Source organism: Neisseria sp. P0019.S003 (assembly GCF_051957115.1).
Lineage (GTDB): Bacteria > Pseudomonadota > Gammaproteobacteria > Burkholderiales > Neisseriaceae > Neisseria > Neisseria flavescens_D.
The window spans coordinates 232735-249522 of sequence record NZ_JBQCWT010000001.1; the positions used below are offsets into that span (position 1 = coordinate 232735).

At 48.6% G+C, this 16788-nt stretch carries 12 protein-coding genes and 1 tRNA gene; 6 read left to right on the top strand and 7 right to left on the bottom strand.

Going from position 1 to position 16788, the window contains the following annotated elements; genetic code table 11:
• Window positions 1–9: 9 nt before the first annotated feature.
• The 5 genes from cas7c to pip form a co-directional block, all read right to left on the bottom strand.
• Window positions 10–903 (bottom strand): type I-C CRISPR-associated protein Cas7/Csd2, encoded by an 894-nt coding sequence (gene cas7c / locus ACTHTS_RS01070; protein ID WP_440368965.1) that lies wholly within the window; start codon window positions 901–903, stop codon window positions 10–12.
• 22 nt (window positions 904–925) lie between these two features.
• Window positions 926–2926 (bottom strand): type I-C CRISPR-associated protein Cas8c/Csd1, encoded by a 2001-nt coding sequence (cas8c, locus tag ACTHTS_RS01075; protein WP_440368966.1) that lies wholly within the window; start codon window positions 2924–2926, stop codon window positions 926–928.
• Entirely contained in the window at window positions 2923–3645 is a 723-nt protein-coding gene (gene cas5c, locus ACTHTS_RS01080) for a type I-C CRISPR-associated protein Cas5c (protein WP_440368967.1), read from the bottom strand. Before cas5c ends, cas8c begins: the two co-directional genes overlap by 4 nt.
• A gap of 7 nt (window positions 3646–3652) precedes the next feature.
• On the bottom strand, window positions 3653–6124 hold the full coding sequence (cas3, locus tag ACTHTS_RS01085; RefSeq protein WP_440368968.1) for a CRISPR-associated helicase Cas3': 2472 nt from the start codon (window positions 6122–6124) through the stop codon (window positions 3653–3655).
• A 153-nt stretch (window positions 6125–6277) separates the two neighbouring features.
• Entirely contained in the window at window positions 6278–7207 is a 930-nt protein-coding gene (pip, locus tag ACTHTS_RS01090; protein WP_440368969.1) for a prolyl aminopeptidase, read from the bottom strand.
• Between the two features lie 124 nt (window positions 7208–7331).
• Between pip and yciA the strand changes: the two genes are divergently transcribed.
• Window positions 7332–7766, top strand: coding sequence for an acyl-CoA thioester hydrolase YciA (gene yciA, locus ACTHTS_RS01095; protein WP_004520760.1), 435 nt, complete (start codon window positions 7332–7334; stop codon window positions 7764–7766).
• A gap of 244 nt (window positions 7767–8010) precedes the next feature.
• The gene (locus ACTHTS_RS01100) at window positions 8011–8802 is read left to right on the top strand and encodes a formate/nitrite transporter family protein (protein ID WP_440368970.1); all 792 of its coding nucleotides are present in this window, start codon (window positions 8011–8013) and stop codon (window positions 8800–8802) included.
• A 154-nt stretch (window positions 8803–8956) separates the two neighbouring features.
• On the opposite strand, the gene ACTHTS_RS01105 is transcribed toward ACTHTS_RS01100, so the two are convergent.
• Window positions 8957–9033 (bottom strand) — tRNA-Pro (locus ACTHTS_RS01105).
• Window positions 9034–9187: 154 nt separating this feature from the next.
• A complete protein-coding gene (locus tag ACTHTS_RS01110) occupies window positions 9188–10711 on the bottom strand; it encodes a fumarate hydratase (RefSeq protein ID WP_440368971.1) in 1524 nt (507 codons plus the stop codon).
• 852 nt (window positions 10712–11563) lie between these two features.
• On the opposite strand from ACTHTS_RS01110, the gene ACTHTS_RS01115 reads away from it, so the two are divergent.
• The 4 genes from ACTHTS_RS01115 (at window position 11564) to ACTHTS_RS01130 (ending at window position 16744) form a co-directional block, all read left to right on the top strand.
• A complete protein-coding gene (locus ACTHTS_RS01115; protein ID WP_070608671.1) occupies window positions 11564–12202 on the top strand; it encodes a 2Fe-2S iron-sulfur cluster-binding protein in 639 nt (212 codons plus the stop codon).
• Window positions 12202–13830: an FAD-binding protein gene (locus ACTHTS_RS01120; RefSeq protein WP_440368972.1), complete on the top strand. Its 1629-nt coding sequence runs from the start codon at window positions 12202–12204 to the stop codon at window positions 13828–13830. The genes ACTHTS_RS01115 and ACTHTS_RS01120 overlap by 1 nt, the downstream gene beginning before the upstream one ends.
• Entirely contained in the window at window positions 13827–15080 is a 1254-nt protein-coding gene (locus tag ACTHTS_RS01125; protein ID WP_440368973.1) for a complex I 51 kDa subunit family protein, read from the top strand. Before ACTHTS_RS01120 ends, ACTHTS_RS01125 begins: the two co-directional genes overlap by 4 nt.
• Before the next feature lie 212 nt (window positions 15081–15292).
• Window positions 15293–16744, top strand: a complete 1452-nt coding sequence (locus ACTHTS_RS01130; protein ID WP_107857577.1) for a DASS family sodium-coupled anion symporter — start codon at window positions 15293–15295, stop codon at window positions 16742–16744.
• Window positions 16745–16788 lie beyond the last annotated feature (44 nt).

Genomic DNA, 16788 nt, shown 5'->3' on the forward strand with positions numbered 1-16788 from the left:
TTTTAGGAGTTAAAAACCATCAAGGATTTCGGGTTTCAATGACGCTCCATTTCCCGTAACGGTAAGTTTTTCTTCGGTTATATCCCCAATCAGTCCATCAATGGATTTATTTTTTATTTTTTCTTCAATAATTTCTTTTAACTTACCATGCACTTTGGCAGAAGAGTATTGCCCTGCTTTGCTGTTGTGCTCCCACCAGATGAGTTTCAGCACCTGCATGCTGCCTTCGGGGCGGGCGGATGATGCGTCGCCTTCAAAGAGTTTGGTGAGAACGGCTTTGATTTTTTCGGCATCGTCGTCTGAAAAACCGGTGCGCTCGGCAAGCTGCGGCGACATTGCACCGAAGGCAACGTACACGCCCTGATCGACGCGGTGCTTCATGCCCATGGTGTCGGAGCTTTTTTTCGTGCCATCCCCTTCGCCGCTGACGCTTTTGGTAATTTGGGTGCTGGTGATGTTAATCGGCTCAACGCTAAATGCGGATTGAATAGTAACGGGGCCGCGCACAGCGATGGATATGCCACTGCTGCCATCGCCGCTGAATGCGAAGACCTGTCCGAAGCTACGTACATCCAGCCATTTTTCACAGGCTTTTTTGGCAGTGTCGTCTTTGTTGGCTTTTTTAGCGTTAAAGGCATCCGCACCCAAGCCGACATCTTTGTCTTTGGCGCGATTGGCTAGGCTGGTTATGCCGTCGGTTTTCTTTTCATCCGATTGTACGAAGATGCTCTCGCCACTGTCTTGCAGGCGATCACGTATTTTGCGCTTCAGACACACGTCGGTCATTTCACCAAAGCCTTGGAAATCGGCACGCGGGCGGTTGCCGTTTAAAGGGTCGCCGTTAGGGTTGGCGTTGGTTACTTTCAGAATGAGGGCGAAGTCGATTTTTTTGGTTAAGCTCATTTTGGTTTTCCTTTAAGTTGGGTTATTCATCAGTTTTGGATTTGTTGGCGGAAAGCTCGGCAATACGGCGGGCTATTTCCATTTTTTGGCAGTGATAGCCCAAGAGAAATTCGCCGCTTAATTTGTCATCGCAAGTGAAATCGTTGATGGCAAATAATTCCATAATTTCGCCGATTGCTTGTGCGCCGGTATCCTTGCCGTTGTTGCGCAGGCGTTCTTGATAGGGTTTCAATGCCAGCTCAATATTGCGCCATGTGGCAAACGGGTGTTCGGCAAAACGCTGCATATAGCGTTCGGCGGTGGTGGCGCGTTTTTCACCCGCCAAATACAGGGCGTAGGATTCTGTGTTTTCGGCGACAGCAAGCAGCCTGCCGTACAAGTAGTCGCGTGAGCGGTTTTGGATATCCAAACTCATAGGATAAGTTCTCCGTTGTGATAAATCGTGATGACGAGCGCGCCAGCCTTTGTATAGGGCGCAGGCAACGCCGATGTTTCTTTGCCATTCCCAGTTTTCGCAGCCATTAGGATTACAGGCTGCCTGAAAACTTTGACGCACCAAATCTTCAGGAATCGGCATGGATGTTCCGCCTACGATAACAGGCAGAAGACGGGCGTAAAGCTGTTTTTTGAGCGTGTCGGACAGGGATTTGCCATACACGGCATCGGCAATGCTGTAAGGCGATGGTGGGACGAAGCGCCATTGGGTACGCTTGTCGGTTTTCTTGCCGTTTGGGACTTCAATGCTGTAACGCTGATACCAAGAAAAATCGTCAATCCATGCGTCTAAATTGGCGAAATAGTCGGCGGGCAGAAATTCTTGGTAATAGGTCAGTGCCATACGCCCCGGCGTGGCAGAATCGAGCATAATCAGGGAGATTTGTTCGTGGTCTTTCAATTCTGCCTGATATCCGTGCAGTTTCTTTTTGATAATTTGTGCAGCAGCACGCCCGATATTCACCGACCAATCGGGGGATGCTTCCGAATTTTCAGGTAACCTTTGCACGGCGGTTTCATCGGAATTTTTAACCGCACTGATGTCCCAGTTTTCCATATCCGCCCAATCCAGTTCGGTGGAAATATCTTTCATCGGCGACGGAATGGGTTTGCCGCTGATTGCCCATGCGACGGTAACTTGGTCGCCGTTTCGGATGCCTTGGCGTGAAATCAACCAACGCAGCGCACTGTGTGCCTTGGCGGATACGTCTGCCGATATGCTGGCAGCTTCTTCAGCGGTAGCAAAACGCCCGCGAAAGGTGTAGCCCGCTGTATCGTTGGAAGAAATCAGCTTGGCTTTATCGCCTGTGTGGCGCAATTTGGCAGGGTGCATGGTGGAAATGACGGCTTCTTTGCCCTGCACCAAACAAAAGCCTTTTTCGGCTTTTTCCGAAGCGGCGTAATCCGCCCAAGATTGCTGTATGGTTTTATCCGTCCAAGTTTGGCTGTGTACGTCGCTCGCAATTTCCACCTGCCAGCAAACCAATGCCGAACCGAACTCGATTTCGCCTTTGGTTTTGGGCAACACTGAAAAAATCGGCGGTGCATCGCCTTCGCCCTCCCATTTGTTCAACACTTTGCCTTCCGAATCAAGCGGAAATATACCTGCTTCCACCAAATCAGCAACCACCCGCCCTTTGGCAACATAGTTCAACACAGCCTGCACTTTGGGATGGGTAAAGGGTGATTCGCACCATGCTTTGAGTTGTTTCAGGTAGCCGTCAAAATAGGCTTTCTTCTCACCGCCGTAATTAGCGTAATCTTTAGCGACATATTGGATTTTGTCGGCAAGCGGATGTGGGGCTTCGCCACTGGTTCGGTTTTCTGAGGACTCAGTAGCAGGCAGCAGAATCGCTGTTTTCGGCGGCATAACGCGTGCCGTCTGAAAATTACCCTGACCGTCAATCACGATGACGATGTGCGCATTTTGGATGGTATGCCCAACCGGTGTCAGTGGCTCAGTATCATCAGTAACACCCTGTTCTAAAATACTTTCATAAGTTCGATAAAGTTTCTGCATCCAGCTCATAATTCCAGCTCCTTGGCTTCATCTTCCACAGGCTTGACGTTTTCGCCGCGCTTGAACGGTTTTTCAGGCTGCATTTTGCGGATAAATCGAGTTTTCAGACGGCCTTCTGTATCGTTGACACTTGGAAACTCAATCACACCGTTTTGCATATTCGCCATCCAAAAACGGCTGACCAATTCGGGCTTTCCGGTTTCTTCGGGGTAGCCGAAGCTGTGGAACATCAGACCGAAATCTAAATTATCGATTTCATCGTAAAATCCTTTGCCTTCGCCGAAAGTGCACGGCTCGACATAGCCTTGGCAATCGCGCGTGCCGAGAAAAATATCCTGTCGCCCGCCGCGTTCCAACATTCTTCTGAGAATGGCGATATGTTTGCCGAAATTGCGGTCGCCCGCCAATTCTTCCCAATGCTCATTCCATTCAAAATGGGCTTCTACTTGGTATTCCATGTCCTGCAAAAAGGTGTAAATTGCCAAAGTGTTGCCGCCGTTCCAATCCAGCGGCTTGGTGGACTTGCTTTGGGTGCGGATGGGTTTCATCACACGGATGCGGTCGATATGCCAAATCAACGTAGGCTTCCAGTAAATGCTTTTGACAATGCCTTTAATAGCTTCGTATGTTGGTACTTGGTAGCTGAATTTTTCGCCACCGATTTTGGTAACGGGGTCGGTAAACAAGGCTTGCCGCCCCCATACGCGGAAACTGATTTTGCTGTCCATATTGCTCCTATAAGTCGTAAAAAGTCATTTCGCTTGTTTCATCTAAAGACAAGCCGAATTCATCGTTGTAATAGCGTTCATTCAGGTAATAAATGCCCGAGCCTTCAATGGTTTCATGCAGGGCGTTTTCTTTTTGCAATTTATCCCAGACATTGGGAAAGACATTCACGCTGTAATGCTGGGCTTTTTGCAAAGTGTGGTACATTTCTTGGGGATTCCATTCGCCGCAGAGTTTGGCAATGAGTTCCGCGCCTTCGCCATACAGTACGATTACAGCATGAGTTGGCGCATCTATGGCTTGGAAAACGCGCCCTGCACTTTTGAAGGATTGCATCAGTAACGGCAACGGTTTGCTTCTTTTATTGTTTTTTTCGCCATAAGGATTCAGCGCGTTATCGCTCAGCCAATCTAGCAGTGAACCCGTTGCGCTGTTTTTGACGGAATACGACATTTCATCGCTGCGCTGGTAAAAGTAGTATTCAAAATAACGTTCCATCGCGGCAGGCTGCAAAATATCTTGTCCGACAAAATCGCGAAACACACGTTCGGCATGGGTTTTGCCTGCCTGAATATCGGGCAATATCCGCGTAAAATCCTGCTCCTGCAAATTCAACACCCAAACCTGCCCTTTGCCTTCCTTCTCTCCATGTCGGTTGCAACGTCCAGCCGCTTGTGCAATGCTATCCAACCCACCCAAGGCGCGAATCACGCAAGCCATGGAAATATCCACACCGGCTTCAATTAACTGGGTGCTGATGCAGATAACGGGTTGTTTGTTTTCCAGACGAGCTTTGATGGTGTCGAAAATCACTTTGCGGTGCGCCGCGCATTGATTAGTGCTGAGATGGAATAAGGCTTCAGGCGGTACGTTCTGCGCCTTGCAATATTGATAAAGCTCTTGCGCCCACTTTTTAGTATTGACAATAAATAGGCAACTTTGGGTCGTGGCAAACTGTTCCAGTAAAAACGCGCCCGCTTCATCTACATTCCAGCCGCCTGCTTTTTCATTAAATCGGATTTCTACTCGGGATAACTCATCAAATAATTTATCCAAATCCTGATGTTTACCCATGATTTCAGCATCTTCTGACAGTCTTAACAAACCGCGTGCGGTAATGGCCCCCCTTTTATCTTCAGGAAAATTCTGCAAGCCTGATTTGCCGAGCAAAGGCTGCGTCGCCGTGCACAAAACTGCTGTGCTTTTGCCAAATGTCGTCAACCAGTTCAGTACATTGCAAAACAAATGCACGCATTTCACAGGCAAGGTTTGAATTTCATCAAAAATCAGCACCGCATTGGTCATCGGGTGGATATGGCGTGCACCGCGTGTACCGCCGCCGAACCAAGCATCCAAGAACTGTACCATCGTGGTAAATACAATGGGCTTATCCCAGTTTTCGGACAATAATTTGTCCTGCCAGCTTTGTTTTTCAGGTTCTAAATTAGAATGGTGTTCGAGCACCCAATCTTCGCCGAGAATTTCACGCACGGCTTGGGCATTTTGGTCGATGATGGAAGTATAGGGAATGATGTAGATAATGCGGTCGAGATTGTGCTTTTGTGCATGATGTAGAGCGTAGCGCAGACTGGCTAATGTTTTGCCACCACCTGTCGGTACGGTCAACGTATAAATGCCTTGAGAATCGACCGCTCTTTTTAAGCAGTCGTCTGAAATTCGACGGCGAATTTCGTCAATGGGATAACGGTTTTCAAAACCTGCTAATTTGGCTTCCAATTGATCAATTGCTGATTGCCAATCAGGTTTTTCTGTCAAACGGCGGACATCCTTTTGATCTTCCCGCTCAAAATCCGAGCTGTTGATACGGTCAGCATCAATCAGGCAACTGAATAGGAAACGGGTCAGACAGCCGAGATAAAATTCTTTGATTTTATTATTGATTGTTTGATTGGAAAAAATCGGTTTCACCACATTCAACAGACTGCGAATCAGGTTTTCTCCTGCCAATTCATGTGCTTTTTGCCGAACGACTTCATCGGCATTTTGCTCACATTCTGCCAGATGCGTCAGTTCGTCCTCTTTTTCAAACCGTTTTTTCCAAACGGCATTGCCTCCTCCGTCCAAACAGTCAATCAAACCTTCACCGTGGTGCGAAGCAATGCATAAGCCCAACATTTGTCCGAACAATTCGCCGATACCCTGTTCCGCGCCAAACTTTCTCAATTCGCGGTAAACCCATTGCGCGCCAGCGGTGGAATGATCCACTTTACTGCCGTTCGGCGTACTTTCTTCATCATCCAAGTCAGGATTGAACAACCCCGTTTCATCGTGGATATATTTTTGGAATTTTCGGGAATATTTGCCAAAATCGTGCATGAGGCCAAGCAACTCTCCCACTGGTTCTAAATTTAGTTTTCGAGCAAATATTTTTGCAAGTTCTGACGTTTCTACTAAATGAGTTTGAACAGATTGAGGGCACTTATCCGTTTGACGAACATGTGCAATAAAAGTAAATTTCATGACATACAATACTATTACCGTAACTTACCACCAATCATATACTTGCAAATATTCAACTGCAATATAATTTCTTAAATATATTTAAATTACATTTATTCTAACTAAAAAATGCCGTCTGAAACTTTTTCAGACGGCATTGTCATTTATTAACCTTTATAACTTGCTTCTAATATCCTCTACTGCTTTCACTAAAGCTTCGGAAAGCGAAAGATCAAAAGAAGAGTGGCCTGCTTGGACGATTCTCAATTCTGCTTCAGGGAAGGCTTGCGAGAGTTCCCACGCGCTTTGCATCGGGGTGCATAGGTCGTAGCGGCCTTGGACGATGATGGTTGGGATATGGCGGATTTTGTCGATGTTTGCCAAGATGGCTTTATCGCCCTGAAACCAGCCTTCATTCACGAAATAATGGTTTTCGATTCTTGCGATGGCAAGGGAGGCTTGCGGGTCTTCATCTACATCTTTGGGTTCAAACTGAATAAGGTAGCTTTCCCAGTCTGCCCATGATTTAGCCGCTTTGAGGCGCGTGGCTTCATCTTCGCTGAATAGCATTTCATGGTAGGCTTTAATTAGGGCTTGGCGTTTGTTTTCGGCTACGGGGGCAATGAATTTTTGCCATTGCGCCGGATAAATTTGGCTGACGCCGCCTGCTTCATTCAACCATGCCATTTCAGACGGCCTGCACAGGAAAATACCGCGCAAAACTAAGCCGCTGACGCGATCAGGATGGGTTTCGGCATAAGTCAGCGACAAGGTGCTGCCCCATGAGCCGCCGAAAACCAGCCATTTTTGAATGCCGAGCATTTCACGTACTTTTTCAATATCGGCAACCAAATCCCATGTGGTGTTGTCTTCGATACAGGCATACGGTTTGGAGCGTCCGCAACCGCGTTGGTCGATAATAACGATGCGGAAATGCTCTGGATTAAAAAAGCCGCGACAGGCAGGTGATGCGCCTGCTCCGGGTCCGCCATGCAGGAAAATCACGGGGTGGCCATCAGGATTGCCTGATTCTTCCCAGTAGATTTCGTGAATGTCGGATACGCGCAAAAGGCCGCTATTTCGTGGTTCTTGAATCGGATGCATGAGCTTTCTCCTTTGTCTGATGAATATGTTGATTGTAACACTTTGCCTGCTGATTTTTCAGACGGCCTACATAGGTTTATCGCCACAAATGGCGTAAAATAGCACTTTTTTGACAGGATTTTTTATGACTGACAACAAACAAACACATGCTGCACCCGAAGGGCAACTTTTATTGCGTACGGTAGCCATGCCGCGCGATACCAATCCTAATCAGGATATCTTCGGCGGCTGGATTATGTCGCAAATGGATCTGGGCGGCGGTATTTTGGCGGCAGAAATCGCACAGGGACGAATTGTAACCGTGGCTGTTCAAGAAATGAATTTCATCAGACCGGTAAAGGTCGGCAACGTCGTGTGCTGCTACGGTCATTGCGTCCGCGTAGGCAATACTTCTTTGCAACTGAAAATCGAAGTGTGGGTGAAGACTTTGATGAACGATATGGTAACGGAAGACCGCCAACTGGTCACCGAAGCCGTGTTCACTTACGTCGCCATCGATGCACAAGGCAATCCGCGCCCTATTCCTCGCGAAGGCAATGCAAAGCTGGCACATTTGTAAGTTTAAAAATCAAAACAAGGCCGTCTGAAACCTCAATGTTCAGACGGCTTTTTTAATACAGAAGCAAAATGTAATAATATTTCTTTTGAGCTAAAGCAAGGCGAAGTATCTGTTTTTTAGGTTTAATTCAGGCTGATTGATAAGACAAAGACCGTACACCGGCTCCCTATAACACTGCCCTACCGCGACAGTTTGTACCATCTTTAAAACAACGTTTCCTCCTCAACCTACTTTAAGGAACATCATGGCTTCGCGCGATTTATACCCACAGGAAATTTTACAGGTTGTTCTCGACAAAAGCTGCGCCAAAGCACAATCCAGCATCCCCACACTGGCAATTTTGAGCGTTTTAGCCGGCGGATACATCGGCTTCGGTTATCTTGCCTATTTAAAAGTAGTCAGCGGCATTCCGCATGAATGGGGTGGAGTCGCAACTTTACTCGGCGCCGCAGTATTCCCTATCGCCTTGATTTGTATCCTACTTGGCGGCGGCGAGCTGGTAACCAGCAACATGATGATCATGTCTTTAGGCAGATTGGCCGGACGGATTTCCTCCAAAATGCTGCTACGCAACTGGGTTATCGTCTGCATGGGCAATTTGGTGGGCACGCTGGCAATGGCTTTTTTCCTTGGATACTATGTCGGCATGATTGAAGGCAGCGTGGCAGAAAAAACCATTGCCGTGGCGGAAGCAAAAATCCATATGGATTTCGGCCGCGCTTTTGTATCGGCAGTAGCATGTAACTGGATGGTCTGTATGGGCGCGTGGCTGCACTTTGCCGCTAAAAACACAACCGGACGAATGCTAGCCATTTGGTTCCCCGTCATGATTTTCGTATTAAACGGCTTCCAACACCTTGTCGCCAATATGTTCGTTATCCCCGCAGGTATTCTGGCAGGAGCAAACATCACTTGGGGGCAGTTTTTCTTCAATATGATTCCCGTATTCCTGGGCAATGTCGTCGGTGGCGCATCCTTTGTCGGAGCGTCTTATCTCTATACTTATAAAGACACGCTGAAAGATAGTGCCGAATAGTTCTGCTTTGAAAACAACAAAACCTGCTTTGAGAAAGCAGGTTTTGTTTCAGACGGCATTGGTATTAAGTTTTAAAATCCATTCGGACACATTATGCAGATAAATCATCCAAACGAAAAAAGAGCCGTTTTTAAAACGGCTCTTTCCAATTCTTTGGTCGGAGTGAAAGGATTCGAACCTTCGACCCCTTGCACCCCATGCAAGTGCGCTACCAGACTGCGCCACACTCCGACTCGATAAGCCGTGAATTTTAGTTTCAAACGCTGATTTTGACAAGTGCTTTTTAAAAAGGGAAATTTACTCGTTTGAAAACATTTGAATTATTTGTAAACAAAAAAAGGCCGTCTGAAATCGTTCAGACGGCCTTTGATTATTCAGTCAAATATCAAGCTTCAACTGGAATAATACCGATTTTGGCCTGCCATTGTTTTGGAGCAATAGCGTGAACCGATTCGCCGTTGCTATCTACCGCAACGGTAACCGGCATGTCTTTGACTTCAAATTCGTAAATCGCTTCCATGCCCAATTCAGGGAACGCCAAAACTTTAGATGCTTTAATGGCTTTGGCCACCAGATATGCCGCGCCACCGACAGCCATCAGGTAAACGGCTTTGTTATCGGCAATGGCTTGGCAAGTTGCTGCGCCACGTTCGGATTTACCAATCATACCCAAGAGGCCGGTTTGTTCCAGCATTTGGCGGGTAAATTTATCCATACGGGTGGAAGTAGTCGGACCGGCCGGACCAACAACTTCGTCACGGACTGGATCAACCGGGCCGACGTAGTAAATCAGTTTGTTGGTGAAATCTACCGGCAATTCTTCGCCTTTGTTGAGCATGTCAACCAAACGTTTATGTGCAGCATCACGGCCGGTCAGGATTTTACCGTTCAGCAACAATACGTCGCCGGTTTTCCATGTGGCCACTTCTTCTTTGGTCAGATTGTTGACATCGACACGTTTGCCGTTGTCAGGGCTGTAAGTCAGATCCGGCCAGTCTTCCAAAGATGGGGCTTCCATTTTGGCCGGGCCTGAGCCGTCCAATTTAAATTCAATGTGACGGGTTGCCGCGCAGTTTGGAATCATGGCAATCGGTTTGGAAGCCGCGTGGGTTGGGTAGTCAAGGATTTTGACATCCAGCACGGTACTCAAACCGCCCAAACCTTGTGCGCCGATGCCCAAGGCATTTACTTTTTTGTAGAGTTCCAAGCGCAGGGCTTCGGTTGTAGACAATTCTGCACCTGAATCGGCTTTTTCTTTGAGTTCCTGAATATCGATGTGGCTCATCAGGCTTTCTTTAGCCATCAATACTGCTTTTTCAGGCGTACCGCCGATGCCGATACCCAAGATGCCCGGAGGACACCAGCCTGCACCCATTTGTGGAACGGTTTTCAAGACCCAATCAACAATATTGTCTGATGGGTTGAGCATGGCAACTTTGGTTTTGTTTTCAGAACCGCCGCCTTTGGCTGCGCAAGTGACTTCGACTTTGTCGCCTTTTACGATTTCCATGTGTACAACGGCAGGGGTGTTGTCTTTGGTATTTTGACGTTTGCCAGCCGGATCAGCCAATACAGAGGCGCGCAATTTGTTGTCAGGATAGGTGTATGCACGGCGTACGCCTTCGTTAACCATTTCCTGTACGCTCATCTCGGCATCCCACTGTACATCCATGCCCACTTTCAAGAATACGGTCGCAATACCGGTATCCTGACAAATCGGACGATGGCCCTCGGCACACATACGGCTATTAACCAAAATCTGCGCCATCGCATCTTTGGCAGCAGGGTTTTCTTCTTTTTGATAAGCCTTATACAAAGCCTGAATGTAATCTTTAGGATGGTAGTAGCTGATGAATTGGAAAGCATCGAAAATACTTTGGATAAAGTCTTCTTGCTTGATGACGGTCATGATTGTGTTCCTTTTCGGGAGTCATGGTAGGAAGGGTTTGTTTATTTCTTAAGAGACCGATTTTTTCAGACGGCCTTCAATAGTGTAATAGTGCTTTCAAATGAATGACCCAGACAATATCATTTTCATACCTTCTTGATTTAAATAGAATTTAATATCGCATTAAATCACTTGGTTATTGATAATCTATATCCACTGACCACTCACTTACATAGAAATAAAATTACATTATTTTTAAATGATAATCTTATTCCAAGGCCGTCTGAAAATGTTTGCCTTAAGTATCTGAGAAAAATTTAGTATACTGTATTTAAAAGGAAACTACCTAAATTTCAGACGGCCTTTCTTATTTTCCAATACAATACACAATTGTAAAATCTGTGTCATTTTCTCCCTCAATCTTCTTGACTGATATCAAACTTGTTTGATTTTTTGAAATTTTATAACAGTCTTTTCACTTACTCATATACCTAAATATTATTCAATATATACAACAATTTATGCAAAATTATCTAATATATAATAATGATTTTTACTAGTATATAGACGAATTTTTTAAAATTTATACTAAAAAAGTAATTTTATTTTACCTTTAAAATCAAATAAACATAATAATTTTGTCTAAATAATAGGCATATTTTGTTTACAATCTTTCCTCTATGAAACCTTAGATTGCTCCTATCTTCAAAACCACTAAATTCTGATACACTTCAACTCATAAAGATAAATATTGATTTTAAAAGAATTTTTGAGTAAATCACTTGGATATTTCCTCACGCACCACAGATGTAATAAAAATACAATAAATCAAATTACCCACTATTCCACCTTCCAATTTCACAGGAACAAGCCATGAGTGAAAATTTGTTAACCCTGACCATAGACGGCCATGAAGTCAAAGCTTCCGCCGACTCGTCAATCATCCAAGCCTATGCCCGTTCAGGCAATGCGATTACTGCCAATGTCGGCTGTATGGGTCAAGGCGTATGCGGTTCCTGCCGCTGCATGATTCGTAAAGAAGGCGAGCGCGAAGTAACCACTGCACTGGCATGCGAGACTAAAGTCGAAGAAGGCATGCAGGTCAGCTTCTTGGATTACTTTATTCCGGAGCACATCCAATATTACGACGTCGGCGAGATTGGTGATGGCTGGAACTGGTTGGACGATACCGCTAAAGCTTTCCCTGAAGCACAAAACTGCCGTCATTGCGGCGGCTGCAATCGCGCCTGTCCTAAAGGTTTGCAAGTGGAAAACGGCGTAGCGCAAGTAGTTTCCGGCGATTTCGGCGCGGCTGCGCTGACCTTCGACCAATGCGTGATGTGCAACCTCTGCACCCTCTCCTGCCCCGAACACATCCGTCCGAACCACTTAGGCCTGTTCGCTCGCCGTATGAAAGCGGCGCGCACATTGCGTCCTGTGGATTTGATGCGCCGCCTACGCGAAATCGACAGCGGCAAAATGAAAGTCGAATTTGAAGAGGAGTCAGTGTAATGGTTAACAAAATCCAAGGCATAGACTACGAAACTGCCCTTGCCAACCTGCGTGCGTCCTCATTGGAGCTGCGCGGCGATTTACCTGAAAAAAACGAATTACTGAGCCAATTTCACCCTGACTATCAGACAAATGCGCGTGTGAAACTGCCTATCGGCCCAAACCAAGGCGATTACTGCCATCCTGATTTGGCCAAACTCTTAATCAGTCAGCCTCTGATTGATGACTATAATTTGTCAGGCGCTGAACACTTGAACATTGACGTATTGGTAATTGGCGGCGGCGGTGCAGGCGCGGCAGCGGCATTGTCTGCTACTGAAGCCGGCGCACGCGTCATCATGGCGAACAAACTGCGTATCGGCGACAGCAATACCGTGATGGCTGAAGGCGGCATTCAAGCAGCGGTCGGCGCAGAAGACAGCCTGCAACAACACTTTGACGACACCATCAAAGGCGGCCACAACGTCGGCAAAAAAGAATTGGTTGCGCAAATGGTTACCGATGCACCATCTGCCATCCGCTGGCTGATTGGCTTGGGTATGACTTTTGACTTGGCTAAAGGTGCAGACAACAACGGAATGTTGAGCCGTAAACGCGCAGGCGGTACGACCGTGCCGCGCATCCTGAGCTACCGCGACTTTACCGGCCTCGAAATGATGCGCGTGCTGCGCGAGGCGGTCGAACTCGACGAAAACATCACCCAGCTCAACCGCCACCCCGCCATCGAATTATTATCGGACGAACACGGCCGCTGCGTCGGCGCGATTTTGTATGATTTGGAAAAACGTTCTTTGGTGTTGGTTCACGCCAAAGCCGTGGTATTGGCAACCGGCGGCAGCGGACGCCTGCATTTGCAAGGTTTCGCCACTTCCAACCACTATGGCGCGACTGCAGACGGCCTGGTAATGGCTTACCGTATCGGCGCCAAACTGCGCGATGTCGATTCTTTCCAATATCACCCAACCGGCGTTGCCCACCCTCCTCACTTGGCAGGCGCGCTGATTTCAGAAGCAGTGCGCTCTGCAGGCACCAAGCTGGTCAACGGTTTGGGCGAACGTTTCGTTGACGAATTGCAACCGCGCGATGTTGTTGCCGCTGCGATTCTGCGCGAATGCCGCGAAGGCCGCGGCGTGGTACGCAACGGACAAGTCGGCGTATTCCTCGACACCCCGCGCCTGATTGCCAACGACCCCGACGTATTGAACCGTTTGGTAACACTTGGCCACGTTGCCCACAAATGCGGCATTGACCCAGCCGTTGAACCGGTCATGATTCATCCGACCCTGCACTATCAAAACGGCGGTATCGAAATCAACGGCGACGGCGCAACCTGCGTCGAAGGCCTCTATTGCGCCGGCGAAGTAACCGGCGGCATTCACGGCCGCAACCGTCTGATGGGCAATGCGCTTTTGGACATCATCAGCTTCGGCCGCCGTGCCGGTAAAGCCGCGGCAAATTGCGGCCTGCCGCTGAAAAAAGTACGCGGCGGTGTCGGACACGTCCACGATCTGCAACGCGAAATGACCCGCGCCGGTCTGACCAGCGACATCAAAGCCCCCGTTTTATATCCCGACTACGGCAAATTCGATTTGCGCGAACACGCCGGTTTGCAGGAGCAACAATCATGAATCAAGCCAATCAAAACTTACTGCATCCTTCCCGCCAAGTCGGCGCGGATTTAGCCGCGTGGCGCAAAGTCGGCGGCGGCGAAGGCCTGCTGGCTGCGCTTGCCGATCCTCAAAGCATTGTTTCCAAACTGCAAGATGCCAATCTTTGCGGTATGGGCGGTGCAGGTTTCCCGACTTGGCGCAAATGGGAGGCCGCCGTTGCCGCCCAAAGCAAAAATGGCGACAAATACGTTGTCTGCAATGCCAACGAAGACGAACCGGGTACATTTAAAGACCGTGTACTGCTGGCAAATACACCGCACCAAGTCATCGAAGGAGTTCTGATTGCCGCCGTTGCCTGTCGTGCCAACAAAGCGATTCTGTACGTCAACCCTCATCAAACCGAATCCATCACTTCCATCACACCGGCCATCGAGCAATGGAAAAACAGCGATTTGTTTATCCGCATCGAAAACTACTTGGGCAAACCTTTGGACCTGAAATTGGTCGAAACTTCAGGCCGCTACATCGGCGGCGAAGAAACCGCCGTGATTTCATGGCTGGAAGGCGGTTTCCCCTTCCCCCGCCGCAAGCCGCCTTTCCCAGCCGAAAGCGGTGTCAACGGTGAGCCGACCCTTATCAACAACACCGAAACTTTCGCCAATATTCCGCAAATCCTTGCCAAAGGCGCGGAATGGTACAAATCTTTGGGTTTGGGCGATGCGGCCGGTACAAAACTCTACTCGCTCTCTGGCGACGTATTGAATCCGGGGCTGTACGAACTGCCGATGGGCACAACCCTGCAATCACTGATTTATGATCACGGCGGCGGTATGCTCGAAGGCCGTACGTTTAAAGCCGTATTTACCGGCGGCCCGTCAAACACGCTTTTGACCGTAAAAGATTTGGATGTGCCTTTGGACTTCGTTTCCGTACGCGAACGCAAATCCAGCCTCGGTACCGGCGCGATGATTGTGATTTCCGAAGGCACCAGCGTGGTGCGTAAAGTGGCCGAGTATGTGGAATTTTTTGCTTCCAACTCATGCGGTCAATGCCCACCGTGTAAAGGCGGCACATTCCAGCTTTCCCGCCTGCTCAACCGCGTGGACACCGGCATCGGCACTCCCGACGACCTGCGCGCCCTGCAAAGCCTGTGCCAACTGTTGCCACGAAGCGGCCGTTGCGGTTTGATTGACGGCGCGGTTACCGTGTTGCAAAGCTCGCTGCGTACCTTCCCCGAAGAGTACGGCCTGCCGCAAGAACAGGAGTAAAACGGCGTTGTTTTCAGACGGCCTGTTACTGTAAAGGCCGTCTGAAAAACGATACCCGACTCCCTTTCTCTTCTTTCCAAGATTGAAGAAAAACCCAATAAGAAAAATACCTTCCGAACCTACCAAAATACGTTTAGACAGGCTTCAGCAACACTCAGGCCGTCTGAAAACAGATTTCCCAATACTTTAATCCTCAAATTAGGAGATTCAACATGGGCTTCAAGCCAATTCCTGCTGCGGTCGCACTTGTGCTGACGCTGCTTATCTGGTTCGTTATCCCCGTTCCTCAAGGCGTATCGCCTGACGCATGGCATCTTTTGGCATTGTTTGTCGGCATCATTGCCGGCATCATCGGCAAAGCCATGCCTATCGGCGCAATGGCGATTTTGGGCATTACCTTGGTTGCACTGACCGGTGTGACCAACGAAAAAGCCTCCGACGCAACCAAAGACGCTCTGAGCAGCCTCAACAACTCGCTCATCTGGATGATCGGTATCGCCATCATCATCTCGCGCGGCCTGTTGAAAACCGGCTTGGGTATGCGTATCGGCTACCTGCTGATCTCCCTCTTCGGCAAACGCACGCTGGGCGTAGGTTACAGCTTGGCTTTGGCCGACTTGGTCATTGGTCCGGTAACGCCGAGTAATACCGCGCGCGGCGGCGCCATCGTGCATCCGATTATGAAATCCATTGCCTTAAGCTTCGACTCCGACCCTGAAAAGGGTACGGAAGGCAAAATCGGTAAATACCTTTCACTGGTCAACTTCCACTCCAACGTGATTACCTGTCTGATTTTTATCACTGCCACCGCACCTAATCCGCTGGTAGTCGAATTGGTTGCCAAAGCCACCAATGCGCAAATCCAACTCTCTTGGGGTACTTGGTTCTTGGCAATGGTCGTACCCGGCCTGCTTGCTATGTTGCTGATGCCACTGGTGTTGTATTTCCTGTATCCGCCTGAAATCAAACAAACCCCTAACGCCACTGCATTGGCAAAAGAGCATTTGGCTGCCATGGGGCCGATGAAGCGTGAAGAAAAAATCATGCTGGGTATTTTCCTGGTTCTGCTGCTGTTGTGGGCGGGTATTCCCGAGATGCTGTTCGGCGTGAAAGTTGACGCTACTGCCACCACCTTCCTCGGCTTGAGCCTGTGTCTTTTGACCGGCGTACTGACTTGGGACGACGCGCTAAAAGAAAAAAGCGCGTGGGACACCATTGTTTGGTTTGCTGCCTTGGTTATGATGGCAAACTTCCTCAACAAACTGGGCCTCATCAGTTGGTTGTCCGACTCCATGCAAAGCGGTATCGCCCATATGGGTTTGGGTTGGGAAGCCGGTTGTGCCCTGTTGATGCTTGCCTACCTCTACGCCCACTACGTTTTCGCCAGCGGCACGGCACACGTTACCGCCATGTTCGGCGCATTCTACGGCGCAGGCTTGGCCTTGGGCGCACCACCGATGCTGTTTGCCCTGATTATGGCAGCCGCTACCGGCATCATGATGTCACTGACCCACTACGCCACCGGTTCTGCACCTGTCATTTACGGCTCGAACTACGTCAACATGACCGAATGGTGGAAAGCCGGCTTCATCATGAGCGTGGTCGAAATTCTGATTTTCAGCACTGTCGGCATCTTGTGGTGGAAAGCCTTGGGCTATTGGTAATCCTTTAGCCGATTGAAAAATCAGGCCGTCTGAAACTCCAATTT